The sequence below is a fragment of the Pseudomonas sp. FW305-E2 genome (genome assembly GCF_058782925.1).
This window is the reverse complement of the sequence record NZ_JBYSYE010000034.1, coordinates 37,852-53,882: the sequence shown is the minus strand read 5'-3', so window position 1 is coordinate 53,882 and position 16,031 is coordinate 37,852. Positions and strand designations below refer to the sequence as shown.

The window sequence follows — 16,031 nt, the reverse complement described above, 5'->3', positions numbered from 1 at the left end:
AATGATGAATGATTTACCGATCGAAGGTTTCGCGACCACCAACGAGAACTCGGCGATGGTGCTGCTGGTCGATGACCAGGCCATGATCGGCGAAGCGGTGCGGCGTGGCTTGGCCGATGAAGACAACATCGACTTCCACTTCTGTGCCGACCCGCACCAGGCGGTGGCCCAGGCCATGCGCATCAAGCCCACGGTCATTCTTCAAGACCTGATCATGCCTGGCCTGGACGGCTTGACCCTGGTGCGCGAATACCGCAACAACCCAGTGACCCAGGACATCCCGATCATCGTCCTGTCGACCAAGGAAGACCCGCTGGTCAAGAGTGCAGCATTTGCCGCCGGGGCCAACGATTACCTGGTCAAGCTGCCTGATACCATCGAACTGGTGGCCCGCATCCGCTACCACTCGCGTTCCTACCTGACCCTGCTGCAGCGCGATGAGGCCTACCGTGCCCTGCGCGTCAGCCAGCAGCAGTTGCTTGATTCCAACCTGATGCTGCAGCGGCTGATGAACTCCGATGGCCTGACCGGGCTGTCCAACCGTCGCCACTTCGACGAGTACCTGGAGCTGGAGTGGCGCCGGGCCATGCGTGAACAGCAGCAGTTGTCGTTGCTGATGATCGATGTCGATTATTTCAAGGCCTACAACGACAGCTTTGGCCACTTGGCCGGCGACGAGGCCCTGCGCCAGGTGGCCGAAGCCATTCGTAGCTCGTGCTCGCGGCCGACCGACCTGCCGGCGCGCTATGGCGGCGAAGAGTTTGCCCTGGTGCTGCCCAACACCTCGCCAGGTGGGGCGCGGCTGGTGGCCGAAAAACTGCGCCAGACCGTGCTGGGCCTTGGCATCCCGCATACTGCGTCGACGGCTGATACGTGCTTGACCGTGAGCATCGGCCTGGCCACCCAGACTCCGGCTATCGGCAGCCATTGCCGGCAGCTGATTTCGGCGGCCGATAAAGGTCTTTACCTGGCCAAGAACGGTGGGCGTAACCAAGTCGGCATCGCCTGAGCTCTTGGAGACGGCGCGGCCTGTGTGAGAGCGCAGGTTGCCCTATCTACATACGACCGCCCGGCGGGTCTGCCGCCATGCTGCGGACTCGGTTATACTCGCGGGCTTTTCACCGAATTCGCGCGAGTAGCCAGCCCATGGAAATCCAACCGATCCTGAACACCATCAAGGACCTCACCGAGCGTTCCCAGTCAATTCGGGGGTATCTTTGACTACGATCACAAGCATGACCGCCTGATCGAAGTCAACCGCGAGCTGGAAGACCCCAACGTCTGGAACAAGCCCGAGTACGCCCAGGCACTGGGCCGCGAGCGTGCCATGCTGGCCCAGGTCGTCGAGACCCTGGACAAGCTGTCCGGCGGCCTGGCCGACTGCAAGGACCTGCTCGACATGGCCGTCGAGGAAAATGACGAGAACGCCGTTAGCGACGTCGTGACCGAGCTGGAAGGCCTGGAAGAGAACCTGGCGCAGCTTGAGTTCCGTCGCATGTTCAGCGGCGAGATGGACATGAACAACGCCTACCTGGACATCCAGGCCGGCTCCGGCGGTACCGAAGCGCAGGACTGGGCCAACATCCTGCTGCGTATGTACCTGCGCTGGGCCGACAAGCGCGGTTTCGACGCCACCATCATCGAGCTTTCCGAAGGCGAGGTCGCCGGTATCAAGGGCGCCACCGTGCACATCAAGGGCGAGTACGCCTTCGGCTGGCTGCGCACCGAGATCGGCGTGCACCGCCTTGTGCGCAAAAGCCCGTTCGACTCCGGCGCCCGTCGTCACACGTCGTTCTCGGCGGTGTTCGTGTCGCCTGAGATCGACGACAAGGTCGAGATCGACATCAACCCGTCCGACCTGCGTATCGACACCTACCGCTCCTCGGGTGCCGGTGGTCAGCACGTGAACACCACCGACTCTGCGGTGCGTATCACCCACGTGCCTACCAACACCGTGGTGGCCTGCCAGAACGAACGCTCCCAGCACGCCAACAAAGACACCGCCATGAAAATGCTGCGGGCCAAGTTGTACGAGCTGGAAATGCAGAAGCGCAACGCCGCCTCGCAGGCGCTGGAAGACAGCAAGTCGGACATCGGCTGGGGCCACCAGATCCGCTCCTACGTGCTGGATGACTCGCGCATCAAGGACCTGCGTACCGGCGTCGAACGCAGCGACTGCCAGAAGGTCCTCGATGGCGACCTTGACCAGTACCTGGAAGCGAGCCTCAAGCAGGGCCTGTAAGCCGCACACCCATGCCGCGCTACCTGGCCAGCCGCCGGTAGCGCGTGCCCTGCCCGGAACGGGCAACGAATACCTGATGGAAAGAATGACGACATGAGCGACCTGAAGACCGAATCGCAAGACCTGCAACAGGAAGAAAACGCCCTGATCGCCCTGCGCAAGGAAAAACTTGCCGCCGAGCGTGCCAAGGGCAATGCCTTCCCCAACGACTTCCGTCGCGACAGCTACTGCAACGACCTGCAGAAGCAGTACGCGGACAAGACCAAGGAAGAGCTGGAAGCAGCCGCGATCCCGGTCAAGGTAGCCGGCCGCATCATGCTCAACCGTGGCTCGTTCATGGTTATCCAGGACATGACTGGCCGTATTCAGGTCTACGTCAACCGCAAGACCCTGCCGGAAGAAACCCTGGCTGCGGTCAAGACCTGGGACCTGGGCGACATCATCAGCGCCGAAGGCACCCTGGCCCGTTCCGGCAAGGGCGACCTGTACGTCGAAATGACCAACGTGCGCCTGCTGACCAAGTCGCTGCGCCCGCTGCCCGACAAGCACCACGGCCTGACCGACACCGAGCAGCGCTACCGCCAGCGCTACGTCGACCTGATGGTCAACGAAGAAACCCGCCACACCTTCCGTGTGCGTTCGCAGGTGATCTCGCACATCCGCAAGTTCCTCATCGAGCGTGACTTCCTTGAAGTCGAAACGCCGATGCTGCAGACCATCCCGGGCGGTGCGGCAGCCAAGCCGTTCGAAACCCACCACAACGCCCTGGACATGGCCATGTTCCTGCGTATCGCGCCGGAGCTGTACCTCAAGCGCCTGGTCGTGGGTGGCTTCGAAAAAGTGTTCGAGATCAACCGTAACTTCCGCAACGAAGGCGTTTCGACTCGTCACAACCCTGAATTCACCATGCTCGAGTTCTACCAGGCCTACGCCGACTACCGCGACAACATGGACCTCACCGAGGAACTGTTCCGCGAGCTGGCGCAACTGGTACTGGGCTCTACCGACGTACCGTACGGCGACAAGGTCTTCCACTTCGGCGAGCCGTTCGTACGCCTGTCGGTGTTCGACTCGATCCTCAAGTACAACCCGGAGCTGACCGCTGCCGACCTGCAGGACGTCGACCGCGCCCGTGAGATTGCCAAGAAGGCCGGCGCCAAGGTGCTGGGCCATGAAGGCCTGGGCAAGCTGCAGGTGATGATTTTCGAAGAGCTGGTCGAGCACAAGCTGGAACAGCCGCACTTCATTACCGAGTACCCGTTCGAAGTGTCGCCGCTGGCCCGTCGCAACGACGACAACCCGGCCGTTACCGACCGTTTCGAGCTGTTCATCGGTGGCCGCGAGATCGCCAACGCCTACTCCGAGCTCAACGATGCCGAAGATCAGGCCGAGCGCTTCCTGGCCCAGGTGGCCGAGAAGGACGCGGGTGACGATGAAGCCATGCACTATGACGCCGACTTCGTTCGTGCGCTGGAGTACGGCATGCCGCCGACCGCCGGTGAAGGTATCGGCATCGACCGCCTGGTGATGCTGCTGACCAACTCGCCGTCGATCCGCGACGTCATCCTGTTCCCGCACATGCGTCCGCAGGCCTGAGTGAGCTGAACGAGCCGCCTTTCGAGGCGGCTTTTTCTTGCCTGAAGCTTTATGTTGTCAGTACCGGCCTCTTCGCGGGTAAACCCGCTCCTACAAAGGCCTTGTAGGAGCGGGTTTACCCGCGAAGGGGCCAGCACTGACGAAACACTGCCCATGAGGTATCCCCCGTGACACCCGCCATGCCTGACCAAGGCGCCGCCGGCATCGCCACCGCCGTCGCCGAAAGCGTGCAATACCAAGGCCGCAAGACTGCCCGCCAAGGCAGCGAACAGCGTCGCCAGTTGATTCTCGATGCCGCCATGCGCATTGTCGTGCGCGATGGCGTGCGCGGTGTGCGCCACCGGGCAGTGGCCGCCGAGGCCGGCGTACCATTGTCGGCCACCACCTACTACTTCAAGGACATCGAGGACCTGCTCACCGATACCTTTGCCCAGTACGTCGAGCGCAGTGCGGCTTACATGGCCAAGCTGTGGGCCAACACCGAGGTGGTGTTGCGCCAGTTGCTGGCACAGGGCGATGGCAGCCCGCAGGCCCGGGCGCGGCTGGCTGACGAGGTGGCGCGCATGACCGCCGACTACGTTCAGCGGCAACTGCTGAACCGCCGTGACTTCCTGATGGCCGAGCAGGCTTTCCGCCAGGAAGCATTGCTGTGCCCGCGACTGGCTGAGCTGGTGTGCGCTCATGAGCAGATCCTGCTGCACGGCACCCGGCAATTGCTGCAGGTCGTGGGCTCGCGGCAGCCGGAGCAGGATGCACAGATGTTGACGGCGATTATCGAGCAGTTGGAATATCAAGGCCTGCTCAAGCAAGCGAATGCGCAAGCCGATGGGCAGATGCTCGCTATGCTTACCCGATACCTGCAGCTGGTGCTGGCATCGGCCTGAGCCGAGAACGACCTTTTCAAGGAGAACCTGATGAAAGCCTGGCGTGTGGTGTTGTTGACTTTGTCATTCCTGCTGCTGGGCGGTTGTCTGGTGACCTTCCATGAGCCCTTGCCCAGCAACCAGGCAGCGCCCAAGGCCTTGCTCGGCAAGTGGAGTAGCAAGGACGCCTGGGGGGAGCCGTTGAAACTGGTGATCAGCCGTAGCGGTGGCGACGCCTACAAGGCAGTGGCCACGGCCAAGGGCAAGGCGCCTGAAGAGTACGTGTTCACCGTGTCACGCCATGGCAACCGCTGGTACTTGTCGGCTGGCGTGCCCAAGCGCCTGGGTGGCAATTTCCTGATTGGCGGCTTCGATATCGTCGATGGCAAGGAGCTGGTGGTCTACAACCTGGATGTCGAGCAGGTACAGCAGGCGGTGGACAACAAGGAACTGACCGGTCGCAGTACCGAAGTGCCGGACGACAACGGCGATGGCGTGCTGATCGATAGCCCGGCGGCGCGGGTGCTGGCCTACCTGGACGACCCGGCCAACTCCGACCTGTTCGTTGAAGTGGCGCGGTTCCAGCGCTCCGGCAAGTAGTGGCCTGTACCGGCCTCTTCGCGGGCAAGCCCGCTCCTACAGGGGCCTTGCCAGGCCTGGGCTTCTTGATATCCCTGTAGGAGCGGGCTTGCCCGCGAAGAGGCCGGTACAGGTTTCGTGTACTAGAAAGGAGTCCCCGGTGGACGAATACCAGCAAACCATCCGCGCCCTGTCCGACCGCATCGTCGCGGCACAGACGCCTATCCGGGTCCTGGACGCGGTGAAGTGGGACGACAACATCCGCCAGGGCTTTCTCAAGGCCAAGGGCAAGGAGCCGCCGGCGGTTGATCGTGCCTACTACCAGTCGCGCCCGCTGTCGTTCGACTCCAGCGCGGTCAAGGCCGAGTTCCAGGGCATCGAGCGCGACATCATTCGCCAGTTGGGCCAGTTCAACCCGGTCGGGCAGATCATGAAGCGCATGTGCCGCGAATACCGCATGGTGGTGCGCATGCTTGAAGCGCGCGGTACCGAGGACTTCGGCCTGATCTCCCAGGAGCTGTACGGCGCCGCCTCGGATGCTTTCCACGCCGGTGACCCGACCCTGGCCGACCTTGGCCTGATGCTGTCGGACTACCTGAACAACATCGATGGCCGTGGTGACCTCAAGGATGAGCCAAAGAATCTCACCGCCAAGGAGGCGGTGGAGATCCTCCAGCACCGGCTGAACAACGTGTTCGGCGAGGCTGAAGGGACCATTCGCGTGTTCGAGTCCGACGGTATCGTCGCCGATGCCGCAGCCGGTGCCGACTACATCAAGGTGCGTGCCGATGCCATGTTCAACGCCCGCGATGTGCGCGCCCTGGAGGTGCATGAAGGGTTGGTGCATGTCGGCACCACGCTCAATGGCCTGAACCAGCCGATCTGCACCTTCCTGGCCAAGGGCCCGCCCTCATCGACGGTAACCCAGGAGGGCCTGGCGATTCTCATGGAGGTGATCGCCTTTGCCTCCTACCCCAGCCGCCTGCGCAAGCTTACCAACCGCACCCGTGCCATCCACATGGTCGAGGAGGGTGCAGACTTCATGCAGGTTTACGGTTTCTTCCGCGAGCAGGGCTTCGAGATGGCGCAGAGCTACAGCAACGCCAGCCGGGTGTTCCGCGGGTCGGTACCCAATGGCCTGCCATTCACCAAGGACTTGTCCTATCTCAAGGGCTTCATCATGGTTTACAACTACATTCAGTTGGCCGTGAAGAAGGGCAAACTGGAACAGATCCCGTTGCTGTTCTGTGGCAAGACCACCCTGGAAGACATGCGCACCCTGCGCCAACTTGTCGAGGAAGGGTTGGTCGAGCCGCCCAAGTACCTGCCTGAACAGTTCCGCGACCTGAGTGCGTTGTCGGCCTGGATGTGCTTCTCCAACTTCCTCAACCACCTGAGCCTGGATCGCATTGAAGCCGACTACGCGAACATTCTCTGAGCACTGCCGCCTGCTCGTCCTCGGCCTGGTCCTGGTGAGCCTTGGCGGCTGCAGCAGCCTGTTGTTCTACCCCGAGCGTGGTCAGGCCTTCACCCCGGAGCGCGCCAAGCTGGAATACCGCGATGTCACGCTGACCACTGCTGATGGCATCCGCCTTCACGGTTGGTGGCTGCCAGCCAAGGCTGGGGTCGAGGTCAAGGGCACGGTGCTGCACCTGCACGGCAACGGCGGTAACCTGCCAGGGCACCTGGGGGGGAGCTACTGGTTGCCGGAGCAGGGCTACCAGGTGTTCATGATCGATTACCGCGGCTATGGCTTGTCTCAGGGCCAGCCGAGCCTGCCGGAGGTGTACCAGGACATTGCTGCAGCCATGGCCTGGCTGCAGCAGGCGCCCGAGGTCAAGGGCAAGCCGCTGGTACTGCTGGGGCAGAGCCTGGGCGGTGCCATGGCCATTCATTACCTGGCGGCCCACCCCGAGCAGCGTCAGCGCTTCAGCGCCCTGGTGTTCGATGGCGTGCCGGCCAGTTACCGCGCGGTGGGGCGCTTTGCGCTCAGCACCTCCTGGATGACCTGGCCATTGCAGGTTCCGCTGTCGTGGCTAGTGCCGGACGGCGACAGCGCGATCCGCTCGATCGAGCGATTGAGCAGCCCGCCCAAGTTGTTTTTCCACAGCATCGACGACAACCTGGTGCCGATGGACAACGGCATCCGCCTGTATCAGCACGCGCCACCACCGCGGGTGCTGCAACTGACCCGAGGGGGGCACGTGCAGACCTTCGCCGACCCTACCTGGCGCCAGGTGATGCTGCGGTTCCTCGATGACCCCAGCCATTTCAACGGCCTGCGGCGGCTTGCCGAAGTGCCCAATTTCCCTGACGAGAAGAACAAGCAATGAGTGAAGAACGCAACGCCATCCCGCTGATCCTGACCGGCGTCGGCAGCATCATCGTGACGGTGGGGGCCTTGTGGTATTACGGTTACCTGCATTTCGCCAAGCCCGAAGATGCCCTGCTGCTGCAGGATTTCACCATGCTCAAGACCATCCCCGGCGAGGACTACAAGGTATCGCTGGACCCGGCGCCGCAAGTGGCCCAGTGCGTCGACGGCGTGCTGGTGCTGTTCGACACCCAGCAGAAAGGCCTGACCGGCGTGCTGGTGGACAACCGCAAGCGCGCGGTGCGCTGCATGGGCGAGGAAACACCGCAGCAGGTGCAGTGAGCCATTATCCCTGCTGCCTGAACTCGCCTCTTCGCGGGCACGCCCGCTCCCACAGGGTCGCGCAAAACTCGAAACTGGCGCCGTACCTGTGGGAGCGGGCGTGCCCGCGAAGAGGCCCGAACAGGCAAAAGAAAGCCCCGCGTCGATCGCGGGGCTTGTCCTTTCAGCTAGCCAGCCTTAGCGCTGAACCTGGCTCACCGAGCGTGGTGCCACCGGCTGGTTGTCGTTGGAGATGGTCACCTCCACCCGACGGTTCTGCGCACGTCCCGAGTTGCTCGAGTTGTCCGCTACCGGGTACTCCTTGCCATAGCCCTGGGAAACGATACGCGCCGGATCTACCCCGGCACGCACCAGTGCCATGCGCACGCTGTTGGCACGGCGCTCGGACAGGGTCTGGTTGTAGTTGGCCGAGCCGACGCTGTCGGTGTAGCCCTCGACGATCACCTTGCGTTCCGGGTTTTCCTGAAGGAACTGGGCCAGCTTGGTGATGTTCGGGTAAGCGCTGCTCTTGAGTTCGGCCTTGTTGAAGTCGAACAGCACGTCGCCGAAGGTCACCAGCGTTCCGCGGTCGGTCTGCTTGGCGTTGAGGCTGTCCTGCAGCTTGGCGATCTGCGCGTCGCGGGCATCCAGCTTGGCCTGGGCGCGCTGGGCCGAGGCATTCTTCAGTTCAGCTTCGGCGGTGCGCAGGGCAATGGTCTGCTTGGCCACTTCGACGCGCTGGTTGGTCAGGTAGGCCAATTGGTCGACTTTCTTCTCGTCTTCACGGTCCATGTAGGCCTTGTCGGCCTTGTTCAGCCAGTCCTGGGCGTCCTTGGTCTCCAGTGCCGCGACTTTGCTCGCTTGCGGGTCGCTCTGCAGCGAGGAGAAGTTGGTGCGGGCCGATTCCAGGTTGGCATTCGGATCGTGCGAGCAGGCAGCAAGACCGACGCTCAGGGCCAGCAGGGCGGGAATCATGACGTGTTTGCGCATAGTGTTCATCCTTTGATCGTGTGCGAAGGCTAAGGTTGGCGGGGCAGGGCTCACTGAGCGCTGCGCAGGCCTTCCTCACGTACGTCCTGAACGCCCTGGCGGGCATCCTGCACGGCCTTCTGGGCTTTGGCTGCCTGGGCCTTGCGTTCGGCGAGGCGTGCATCCCACTCGGCCTGTTGGGCCAGGCGCTTGGCCTCGTCGTACTTCTTGTCGTGCATGGCGATTTCGGCTTGCTTGAACTTGTCCTGAGCCGCTTTCATTTCCACGGCGGCGAACTCGGTACCGCCAGCGCTGACGGCGGAGTTCACGGCGGACTGGGTAACGGCATACTGCTCGGTGGGCGGATTGCCCGCACAGCCGGCCAGGACCAGGCTACTGCCCAGCGCCAGCGCGGCCAGCTTGAACCCGCGCACATGAGTGGATGACAGTTGGCTAGTGCGGGTCTTCATGGTGGTCAGCTCCATTGGATCACTCCTGATAACGACGATGTCCGTAGCAGTCCATCGCTCAATCCCTGACAAAACCGCGCGCTTCAGCTCAACGGTGCACGAGGGCAGTGTGCAGGGTTTTAGCGTGATGGCTATTGGCTCCGACTCGAACGTTTTTCGAATAGTTCAGAAAAAAGCGCTGTAATCGAATAACTATTTCTGACTGATCGGTCAGTGCGATTTGCCTGGAACTTTCCCAGGCTGGAGCGGTATTCCGGGCCTTGAGCAGGCCCGGAATGCTGGGGCGCAGGATTATTTGTCGGTGTCGACTGTCGCGTTGCTCAAGTTGTGCAGGTGCTGGCGGGACAGGGAGAGAAAGCGCGGCGTAGGACCAACGTCTTCGTACAAAGGGTCGCCTTCTTCGTCGGTGGCGATGACCTGGCGGCCCTGCACATAGGGGAAACTGGCTTCCAGTTCTTCAAGGGCGGCGGCGATCAGTTCGCCGAGCAGTTCTTCGGCGGTGCGCTTGGGGTACATGTCGATCAGCGCGGCCAGGCGCGCTTCGGACTCCAGGTCCAGATGCAGGACATGGCCGGTACGGCTGAGGGTACCGGCGGCATTCTGTTCCCAGTGCTGGGCGAGTTCACGGATTTTCATGATGACCTCTGTTGACGCCTGGAAAGGCTGCACTGCATGGGAGTGCTGTGCTTTCACTTTAGTTTGGTTTGGCCGATCACGGCTTGCCATCGTCGCCCGGCTGTGGGCACTCTTGGGGGATACCGCCCCCCTGTAGGAGCGGGTTTACCCGCGAACACCGGCAACGCCGGTGCCAGACACCGCATTGGGCTCTTCACGGGTTACCCCGCTCTGGCACAGGGCGCGCCAAGGCTGAGAGGGATGCAACGGAGAGAGCGCCAGTGACCGATATCGATGTGCGTTTGCGTGAAGATGTCCATGTGTTGGGGGAGCTGCTTGGCGAAACCATTCGCCAACAGCATGGCGATGCGTTCCTGCAGAAAATCGAGGACATCCGCCACAGTGCCAAGGCCGACCGCCGCGGCCCGGGTGAGCAGCTGAGCTCGACCTTGGCGGACCTGGCCGAAGAAGACCTGCTGCCCGTAGCGAGGGCCTTCAACCAGTTCCTCAACCTGGCCAACATGGCCGAGCAGTACCAGTTGATCCGCCGGCGCGACGCTGACCAGCCCGAGCCGTTCGAAGCGCAGGTACTGCCCGAGCTGCTGGGGCGCTTGAAGCAGGCCGGCCACAGCAACGATGCCCTGGCCCGGCAACTGGCCAAGCTCGATATCCAGTTGGTGCTCACCGCACATCCCACCGAAGTGGCCCGTCGCACGCTGATCCAGAAGTACGACGCGATCGCCGGCCAACTGGCCGCACAGGACCATCGTGACCTGACCTCGGCAGAACGTCAGCAAGTGCGTGAACGCCTGCGCCGGCTGATCGCCGAGGCCTGGCACACCGAAGAAATCCGCCGTACCCGGCCTACGCCGGTAGACGAAGCCAAGTGGGGTTTCGCAGTGATCGAGCATTCACTGTGGCATGCCATCCCCAGCCACCTGCGCAAGGTCGACAAGGCCCTGCTGGAGGCCACTGGCCTGCGCCTGCCGCTGGAGGCCGCGCCGATTCGCTTTGCCTCGTGGATGGGTGGGGACCGTGATGGCAACCCCAATGTAACGGCTGCCGTCACCCGCGAAGTACTCCTGCTGGCGCGCTGGATGGCCGCCGACCTGTTCCTGCGCGACATCGATGCGCTGGCCGCCGAGTTGTCCATGCAGCAGGCCAACGACGCCCTGCGCAAACAGGTTGGCGACAGTGCCGAACCCTACCGCGCTGTGCTCAAGCAACTGCGCGACCGCCTGCGTGCGACACGCGCATGGGCGCATTCGGCCTTGACCAGCAACCAACCGGCCGGTGCCGACGTGCTGGTGGACAACCGCGAGCTGATCGCGCCGCTGGAGCTGTGCTACCAGTCACTGCACGAATGCGGCATGGGCGTGATCGCCGAGGGGCCGCTGCTTGACTGCCTGCGTCGTGCGGTGACCTTCGGCCTGTTCCTGGGCCGCCTGGACGTACGCCAGGACGCTGCCCGCCACCGTGATGCGCTGACCGAGATTACCGATTACCTGGGCCTGGGGCGTTACGCCGACTGGGATGAGGAGCAGCGCATCGCGTTCCTCCAGGCCGAGCTGAAAAACCGCCGGCCGCTGCTACCTGCGCATTTCAAGCCGCAAGCGGACACCGCCGAAGTGCTGGCGACCTGCAGGGAAGTGGCCGCTGCGCCGGCCGCCTCGCTGGGGTCTTACGTCATTTCCATGGCCGGTGCCGCCTCGGATGTATTGGCGGTGCAACTGTTGCTCAAGGAAGCCGGCCTGACCCGCCCCATGCGTGTGGTGCCACTGTTCGAGACCTTGGCCGACCTCGACAACGCCGGCCCGGTCATGCAGCGCCTGCTTGGCCTGCCGGGCTACCGCGCGGGCCTGCGCGGCCCGCAGGAAGTGATGATCGGCTACTCCGATTCGGCCAAGGACGCCGGCACCACCGCTGCTGCCTGGGCGCAGTACCGGGCTCAGGAAAACCTGGTGCGTATCTGTGCCGAGCATCAGGTCGAGCTGCTGCTGTTCCACGGCCGTGGCGGTACGGTCGGGCGAGGCGGCGGCCCGGCCCATGCTGCGATCCTGTCGCAGCCACCGGGTTCGGTGGCGGGGCGTTTCCGCACCACCGAGCAGGGTGAAATGATTCGCTTCAAGTTCGGCTTGCCGGGCATCGCCGAGCAAAACCTCAACCTGTACCTGGCTGCCGTGCTTGAAGCCACGCTATTGCCACCACCGCCCCCGCAGCCGGCCTGGCGTGAAGTGATGGACCAGTTGGCCGCCGATGGTGTCCAGGCCTACCGCAGCGTGGTACGGGAGAATCCCGATTTCGTCGAGTACTTCCGCCAGTCGACGCCAGAACAGGAGTTGGGGCGCCTGCCGTTGGGCAGCCGCCCGGCAAAACGTCGCGCCGGGGGCATCGAAAGCCTGCGGGCCATCCCGTGGATCTTCGGCTGGACCCAGACCCGGCTGATGCTGCCGGCCTGGCTGGGCTGGGAAACGGCGCTGACTAATGCCTTGGCCCGTGGTCAGGGTGAGTTGCTGGCGCAAATGCGCGAGCAATGGCCGTTCTTCCGCACCCGAATCGACATGCTGGAAATGGTACTGGCCAAAGCGGATGCGCAAATTGCCGAGGCCTACGACGAACGTCTGGTGCAACCGCACTTGCGTCCTTTAGGTGCGCACCTGCGCGACCTATTGTCGCAGTCATGCCAGGTCGTGCTGGGTCTGACCGGGCAGCCGGTGCTACTGGCGCACAGCCCCGAGACACTGGAATTCATTAGCCTGCGCAATACCTATCTGGACCCGTTGCACCGCCTGCAGGCAGAGTTGCTGGCCCGCTCGCGCAGTCGCGAAGCCGCTCTGGACAGCCCGTTGGAGCAGGCCTTGCTGGTGACCGTGGCGGGTATTGCCGCCGGGCTGCGCAACACCGGCTAAGGGCAAGCCCGGGTCATGTCTGGCGCGTGCCATCCAGGCCCGGCACTATGACGGGGAGGGTGGTTGCGCCTGGCGCAACCGCCTGCCCGGTCAGCCGCAAGTGGCGCATTCCTGCAACTTTGGGACGCTTGTCTGGCTGCCGGGCGCTGTGTATCTTGAGCAGCCTTCTGACCGATTTATGGTCATACCCGATTATCCGGACTTGGCCCTGGTCGCCGAATCCATTGAATTTCATACAAAAATTTGAGGAGCACAAGATGCGCGTAATTCTGCTGGGAGCTCCCGGGGCCGGTAAAGGTACTCAGGCAAAGTTCATCACCGAAAAGTTCGGTATTCCACAGATCTCCACCGGTGACATGCTGCGTGCCGCCGTCAAGGCCGGCACCCCGCTGGGCCTGGAACTGAAGAAAGTCATGGATGCCGGCCAGCTGGTCTCCGACGAGTTGATCATCAGCCTGGTGAAGGAGCGCATCGCTCAGCCTGATTGCGCCAACGGCTGCCTGTTCGACGGCTTCCCACGCACCATCCCACAGGCCGAAGCCATGGTCGCTGCCGGTGTCGACATCGATGCCGTGGTCGAAATTGCCGTCGACGACGAAGAAATCGTCGGCCGCATGGCTGGCCGCCGCGTGCACCTGGCCTCGGGCCGTACCTACCACATTCAGTACAACCCGCCGAAAGTGGAAGGCAAGGACGACGAGACCGGTGAAGACCTGATCCAGCGTGACGACGACAAAGAAGAAACCGTTCGCCATCGCCTGTCGGTCTACCACAGCCAGACCAAGCCGCTGGTGGATTTCTACCAGAAGCTGTCGGCTGCCAATGGCGGCAAGCCGAAGTACAGCCACATCGAAGGTGTCGGCTCGGTTGAAGCCATCACCGCCAAGGTCCTGGCAGCCCTGAGCTGATCCGGCGCCTGACGCACCTCGACAACGGCCCGCTTTTGTGGGAGCGGCCTTGTGTCGCGAAAGGGCTGCAGAGCAGCCCCATACAATGGTGTGATACCGCTGAAACCCTGGGGCCGCTTTGCGGCCCTTTTCGCGACGCAAGGTCGCTCCTCCAGGGCCAGTGCAGGCTTTGAAATCAGCGTGATGGGCCGCACAGCGGCCCCCTCGGGACACAACGCCGCTGCTGCTCTATACTGCCGCTCTTTTTCATTCGCATCTGGATACCCGTTCGATGACCACCCTGCTGGCCCTGGATACCGCCACCGAAGCCTGTTCCGTCGCGCTGCTGCATGACGGCAAGGTAACCAGCCATTACGAGGTGATCCCGCGCATGCATGCCCAGAAGCTGCTGCCGATGATCAAGCAACTGCTGGCCGACGCTGGCGTGGCACTGAATGCGCTGGATGCCATTGCCTTTGGCCGTGGCCCGGGCGCTTTCACCGGCGTGCGTATTGCCATCGGGGTTGTGCAAGGCCTGGCCTTCGCCCTCGAACGCCCAGTGCTGCCGGTGTCCAACCTGGCCGCTTTGGCCCAGGGTGCATTGCGCGAGCATGGCGTGCAGCAGGTGGCAGCTGCCATCGATGCGCGCATGGATGAAGTGTACTGGGGCTGCTACCAAGCCACGGCGGGCGAAATGCGCCTGGTCGGCCGTGAAGCCGTGTTGCCGCCCGAGCAGGTGGCGCTACCGGCAGGCAGCAATGGCGAGTGGTTCGGTGCCGGTACCGGATGGGGCTATGCCGAGCGCCTGGCGGTACAGGTGGCGGCTAGCAACCCGGGTGCCTTGCCCAACGCCCTGGACGTCCTCAGCCTGGCCACCTTTGCCTGGGCCCGTGGCGAGGCAATCGTCGCCGAGCAGGCGCAACCGGTTTATCTGCGCGATAATGTAGCCACGCCCAAGAAGCACTGAGTGCTGTTCGTCGATTATCGCCGAACACGCTTAAACCTTTTGCGCGATCTGTGGTCCAGTTATCACTCAAGCATTAGCGACGGAACTCTGATGCTGCTAAATTGCCATCATTGGTCCTGAGTGCTCATGCCATGCGTATCGACGGTTTCTCATCGCAGTCCTACCCGCTCAAGCGCATCTCGCGCAAAGCAGCGGTGCGTGACGAGGCCATCGACGATGCCGAGGTGATCGAGGAGGCAGAAGCCGCCCCGCAGGAAGCCACCGCCCGCCGCCCTGGTGGTGGCCTGCCAGCCCGCCAGCAGGATATGGTTTTCCCTCGCGCCCGTGACCGCCGCACCGCCACCGCACTGGCCAGCTACCTGAGCACTGCAGGCTTTACTGACTGGGACATGGAAGTACTGGGGCTCGACCTGTACATTTGATGGATGAATCCCCTACCACTGCCTTATTTTCTCGGTTGCCCGTCGTGGAGCGAAAACGCCTGGCGCGACTACCTGTACCCCGCTGACGCCAACAGTAATCAAATGCTTGGCTTCTACAGCCAGGTATTCAACGCCGTCGAAGGCAACACCACGTTCTACGCACGTCCCGCTCCCGGCACCATTGCCCGCTGGGCGCAGGTCATGCCAGAGCACTTTCGCTTCACTGCCAAGTTTCCGCGGGATGTCAGCCATGAAGGCGACCTGCGAGACCAGCTTGAGCCTGCCTTCGACTTCACTCGGCTGATGGCCCCGCTGGGCCAGCGCGTATCACCCTACTGGTTGCAGTTGCCGGCCCAGTTCGGCCCGGCGCGCCTGGGTGAGCTTTGTCACTTCCTCGATCAGATTGCCGTGCCCGTGGCTGTGGAAGTGCGTAACCAGGCCTTTTTTGCCAAGGGTGAGGAAGAACGCCTGCTCAACCGCCTGCTGCACGAACGCGGTGTGGAGCGTATCTGCCTCGACCCGCGTGCGCTGTTCAGTTGTACCTCGCGCGACCCTGCCGTGCTGCATGCGCAGTCGAAGAAGCCAAAGGTGCCACCGCGTCCGGCAGCCTTCAGCCAGCACCCGCAGGTTCGCTTCATCGGCCATCCGGAACTGGAGGCCAATCACACCTTCCTTAGCCCTTGGGTAGAAAAAGTCGCCGCCTGGATCGAAGAAGGCCGCAATCCCTATATCTTCCTGCACACCTCGGACAATCGCCTGGCTGCGGCGCTGGCCCAGCGTTTCCATCAGCGCCTGATGGCACGCCTGCCGGGCCTGGCACCTTTGCCGGAATTGCCGCGCGCCCCTGAGGTCGAACAATTGGGGCTACTCTGACCTT

16 protein-coding genes are annotated in these 16,031 nt (G+C 63.0%); 13 read left to right on the top strand and 3 right to left on the bottom strand.

The features are described from left to right. Positions 1-4 precede the first annotated feature (4 nt). The 8 genes from wspR (at position 5) to AC3WLP_RS21020 (ending at position 7,936) form a co-directional block, all read left to right on the top strand. Positions 5-1,009: a Wsp signal transduction system regulator diguanylate cyclase WspR gene (gene wspR / locus AC3WLP_RS21055; protein ID WP_012053571.1), complete on the top strand. Its 1,005-nt coding sequence runs from the start codon at positions 5-7 to the stop codon at positions 1,007-1,009. A gap of 137 nt (positions 1,010-1,146) precedes the next feature. Next, positions 1,147-2,242 (top strand): peptide chain release factor 2 gene (gene prfB, locus AC3WLP_RS21050; protein ID WP_103340239.1). Its coding sequence is split into 2 segments (ribosomal slippage): positions 1,147-1,218 and positions 1,220-2,242, totalling 1,095 coding nucleotides; the frame shifts between segments, so codons are not numbered across the junction. A gap of 93 nt (positions 2,243-2,335) precedes the next feature. Continuing rightward, positions 2,336-3,838: a lysine--tRNA ligase gene (lysS, locus tag AC3WLP_RS21045; RefSeq protein ID WP_003252208.1), complete on the top strand. Its 1,503-nt coding sequence runs from the start codon at positions 2,336-2,338 to the stop codon at positions 3,836-3,838. Between the two features lie 179 nt (positions 3,839-4,017). Next, complete coding sequence (locus AC3WLP_RS21040; RefSeq protein WP_003252210.1) at positions 4,018-4,722, top strand: TetR/AcrR family transcriptional regulator; 705 nt, start codon at positions 4,018-4,020, stop codon at positions 4,720-4,722. A gap of 30 nt (positions 4,723-4,752) precedes the next feature. Then, complete coding sequence (locus AC3WLP_RS21035) at positions 4,753-5,301, top strand: hypothetical protein (protein WP_014754305.1); 549 nt, start codon at positions 4,753-4,755, stop codon at positions 5,299-5,301. Positions 5,302-5,440: 139 nt separating this feature from the next. Then, the gene (locus AC3WLP_RS21030) at positions 5,441-6,718 is read left to right on the top strand and encodes a flavohemoglobin expression-modulating QEGLA motif protein (RefSeq protein WP_003252215.1); all 1,278 of its coding nucleotides are present in this window, start codon (positions 5,441-5,443) and stop codon (positions 6,716-6,718) included. After that, positions 6,690-7,613 carry an alpha/beta hydrolase gene (locus AC3WLP_RS21025; protein ID WP_017147929.1) on the top strand — a complete coding sequence of 308 codons (924 nt, stop codon included), beginning with the start codon at positions 6,690-6,692 and terminating at the stop codon, positions 7,611-7,613. The genes AC3WLP_RS21030 and AC3WLP_RS21025 overlap by 29 nt, the downstream gene beginning before the upstream one ends. Further along, the gene (locus AC3WLP_RS21020; protein WP_003252219.1) at positions 7,610-7,936 is read left to right on the top strand and encodes a PA3694 family proteiin; all 327 of its coding nucleotides are present in this window, start codon (positions 7,610-7,612) and stop codon (positions 7,934-7,936) included. Before AC3WLP_RS21025 ends, AC3WLP_RS21020 begins: the two co-directional genes overlap by 4 nt. A 177-nt stretch (positions 7,937-8,113) precedes the next feature. Here AC3WLP_RS21020 and lptF read toward each other — a convergent pair whose 3' ends face one another. The 3 genes from lptF to AC3WLP_RS21005 form a co-directional block, all read right to left on the bottom strand. Then, positions 8,114-8,905, bottom strand: coding sequence for a lipotoxin F family OmpA-related lipoprotein LptF (lptF, locus tag AC3WLP_RS21015; RefSeq protein ID WP_003252221.1), 792 nt, complete (start codon positions 8,903-8,905; stop codon positions 8,114-8,116). A gap of 50 nt (positions 8,906-8,955) precedes the next feature. Beyond that, a complete protein-coding gene (locus AC3WLP_RS21010) occupies positions 8,956-9,369 on the bottom strand; it encodes a DUF4398 domain-containing protein (RefSeq protein WP_003252223.1) in 414 nt (137 codons plus the stop codon). A gap of 276 nt (positions 9,370-9,645) precedes the next feature. Continuing rightward, the gene (locus AC3WLP_RS21005; protein WP_088513357.1) at positions 9,646-9,990 is read right to left on the bottom strand and encodes a pilin assembly protein; all 345 of its coding nucleotides are present in this window, start codon (positions 9,988-9,990) and stop codon (positions 9,646-9,648) included. 260 nt (positions 9,991-10,250) lie between these two features. Here AC3WLP_RS21005 and ppc point away from each other — a divergent pair, with 260 nt between their 5' ends. The 5 genes from ppc (at position 10,251) to AC3WLP_RS20980 (ending at position 16,027) form a co-directional block, all read left to right on the top strand. Then, positions 10,251-12,878, top strand: a complete 2,628-nt coding sequence (gene ppc / locus AC3WLP_RS21000; protein WP_012053566.1) for a phosphoenolpyruvate carboxylase — start codon at positions 10,251-10,253, stop codon at positions 12,876-12,878. A 257-nt stretch (positions 12,879-13,135) separates the two neighbouring features. Continuing rightward, positions 13,136-13,786: an adenylate kinase gene (gene adk / locus AC3WLP_RS20995; RefSeq protein WP_004575467.1), complete on the top strand. Its 651-nt coding sequence runs from the start codon at positions 13,136-13,138 to the stop codon at positions 13,784-13,786. A 271-nt stretch (positions 13,787-14,057) separates the two neighbouring features. Continuing rightward, a complete protein-coding gene (tsaB, locus tag AC3WLP_RS20990) occupies positions 14,058-14,732 on the top strand; it encodes a tRNA (adenosine(37)-N6)-threonylcarbamoyltransferase complex dimerization subunit type 1 TsaB (protein ID WP_003252230.1) in 675 nt (224 codons plus the stop codon). Positions 14,733-14,863: 131 nt separating this feature from the next. Continuing rightward, positions 14,864-15,154, top strand: coding sequence for a hypothetical protein (locus AC3WLP_RS20985; RefSeq protein ID WP_012053565.1), 291 nt, complete (start codon positions 14,864-14,866; stop codon positions 15,152-15,154). A 3-nt stretch (positions 15,155-15,157) separates the two neighbouring features. Further along, positions 15,158-16,027, top strand: coding sequence for a DUF72 domain-containing protein (locus AC3WLP_RS20980; protein ID WP_014754297.1), 870 nt, complete (start codon positions 15,158-15,160; stop codon positions 16,025-16,027). Positions 16,028-16,031: the final 4 nt, after the last annotated feature.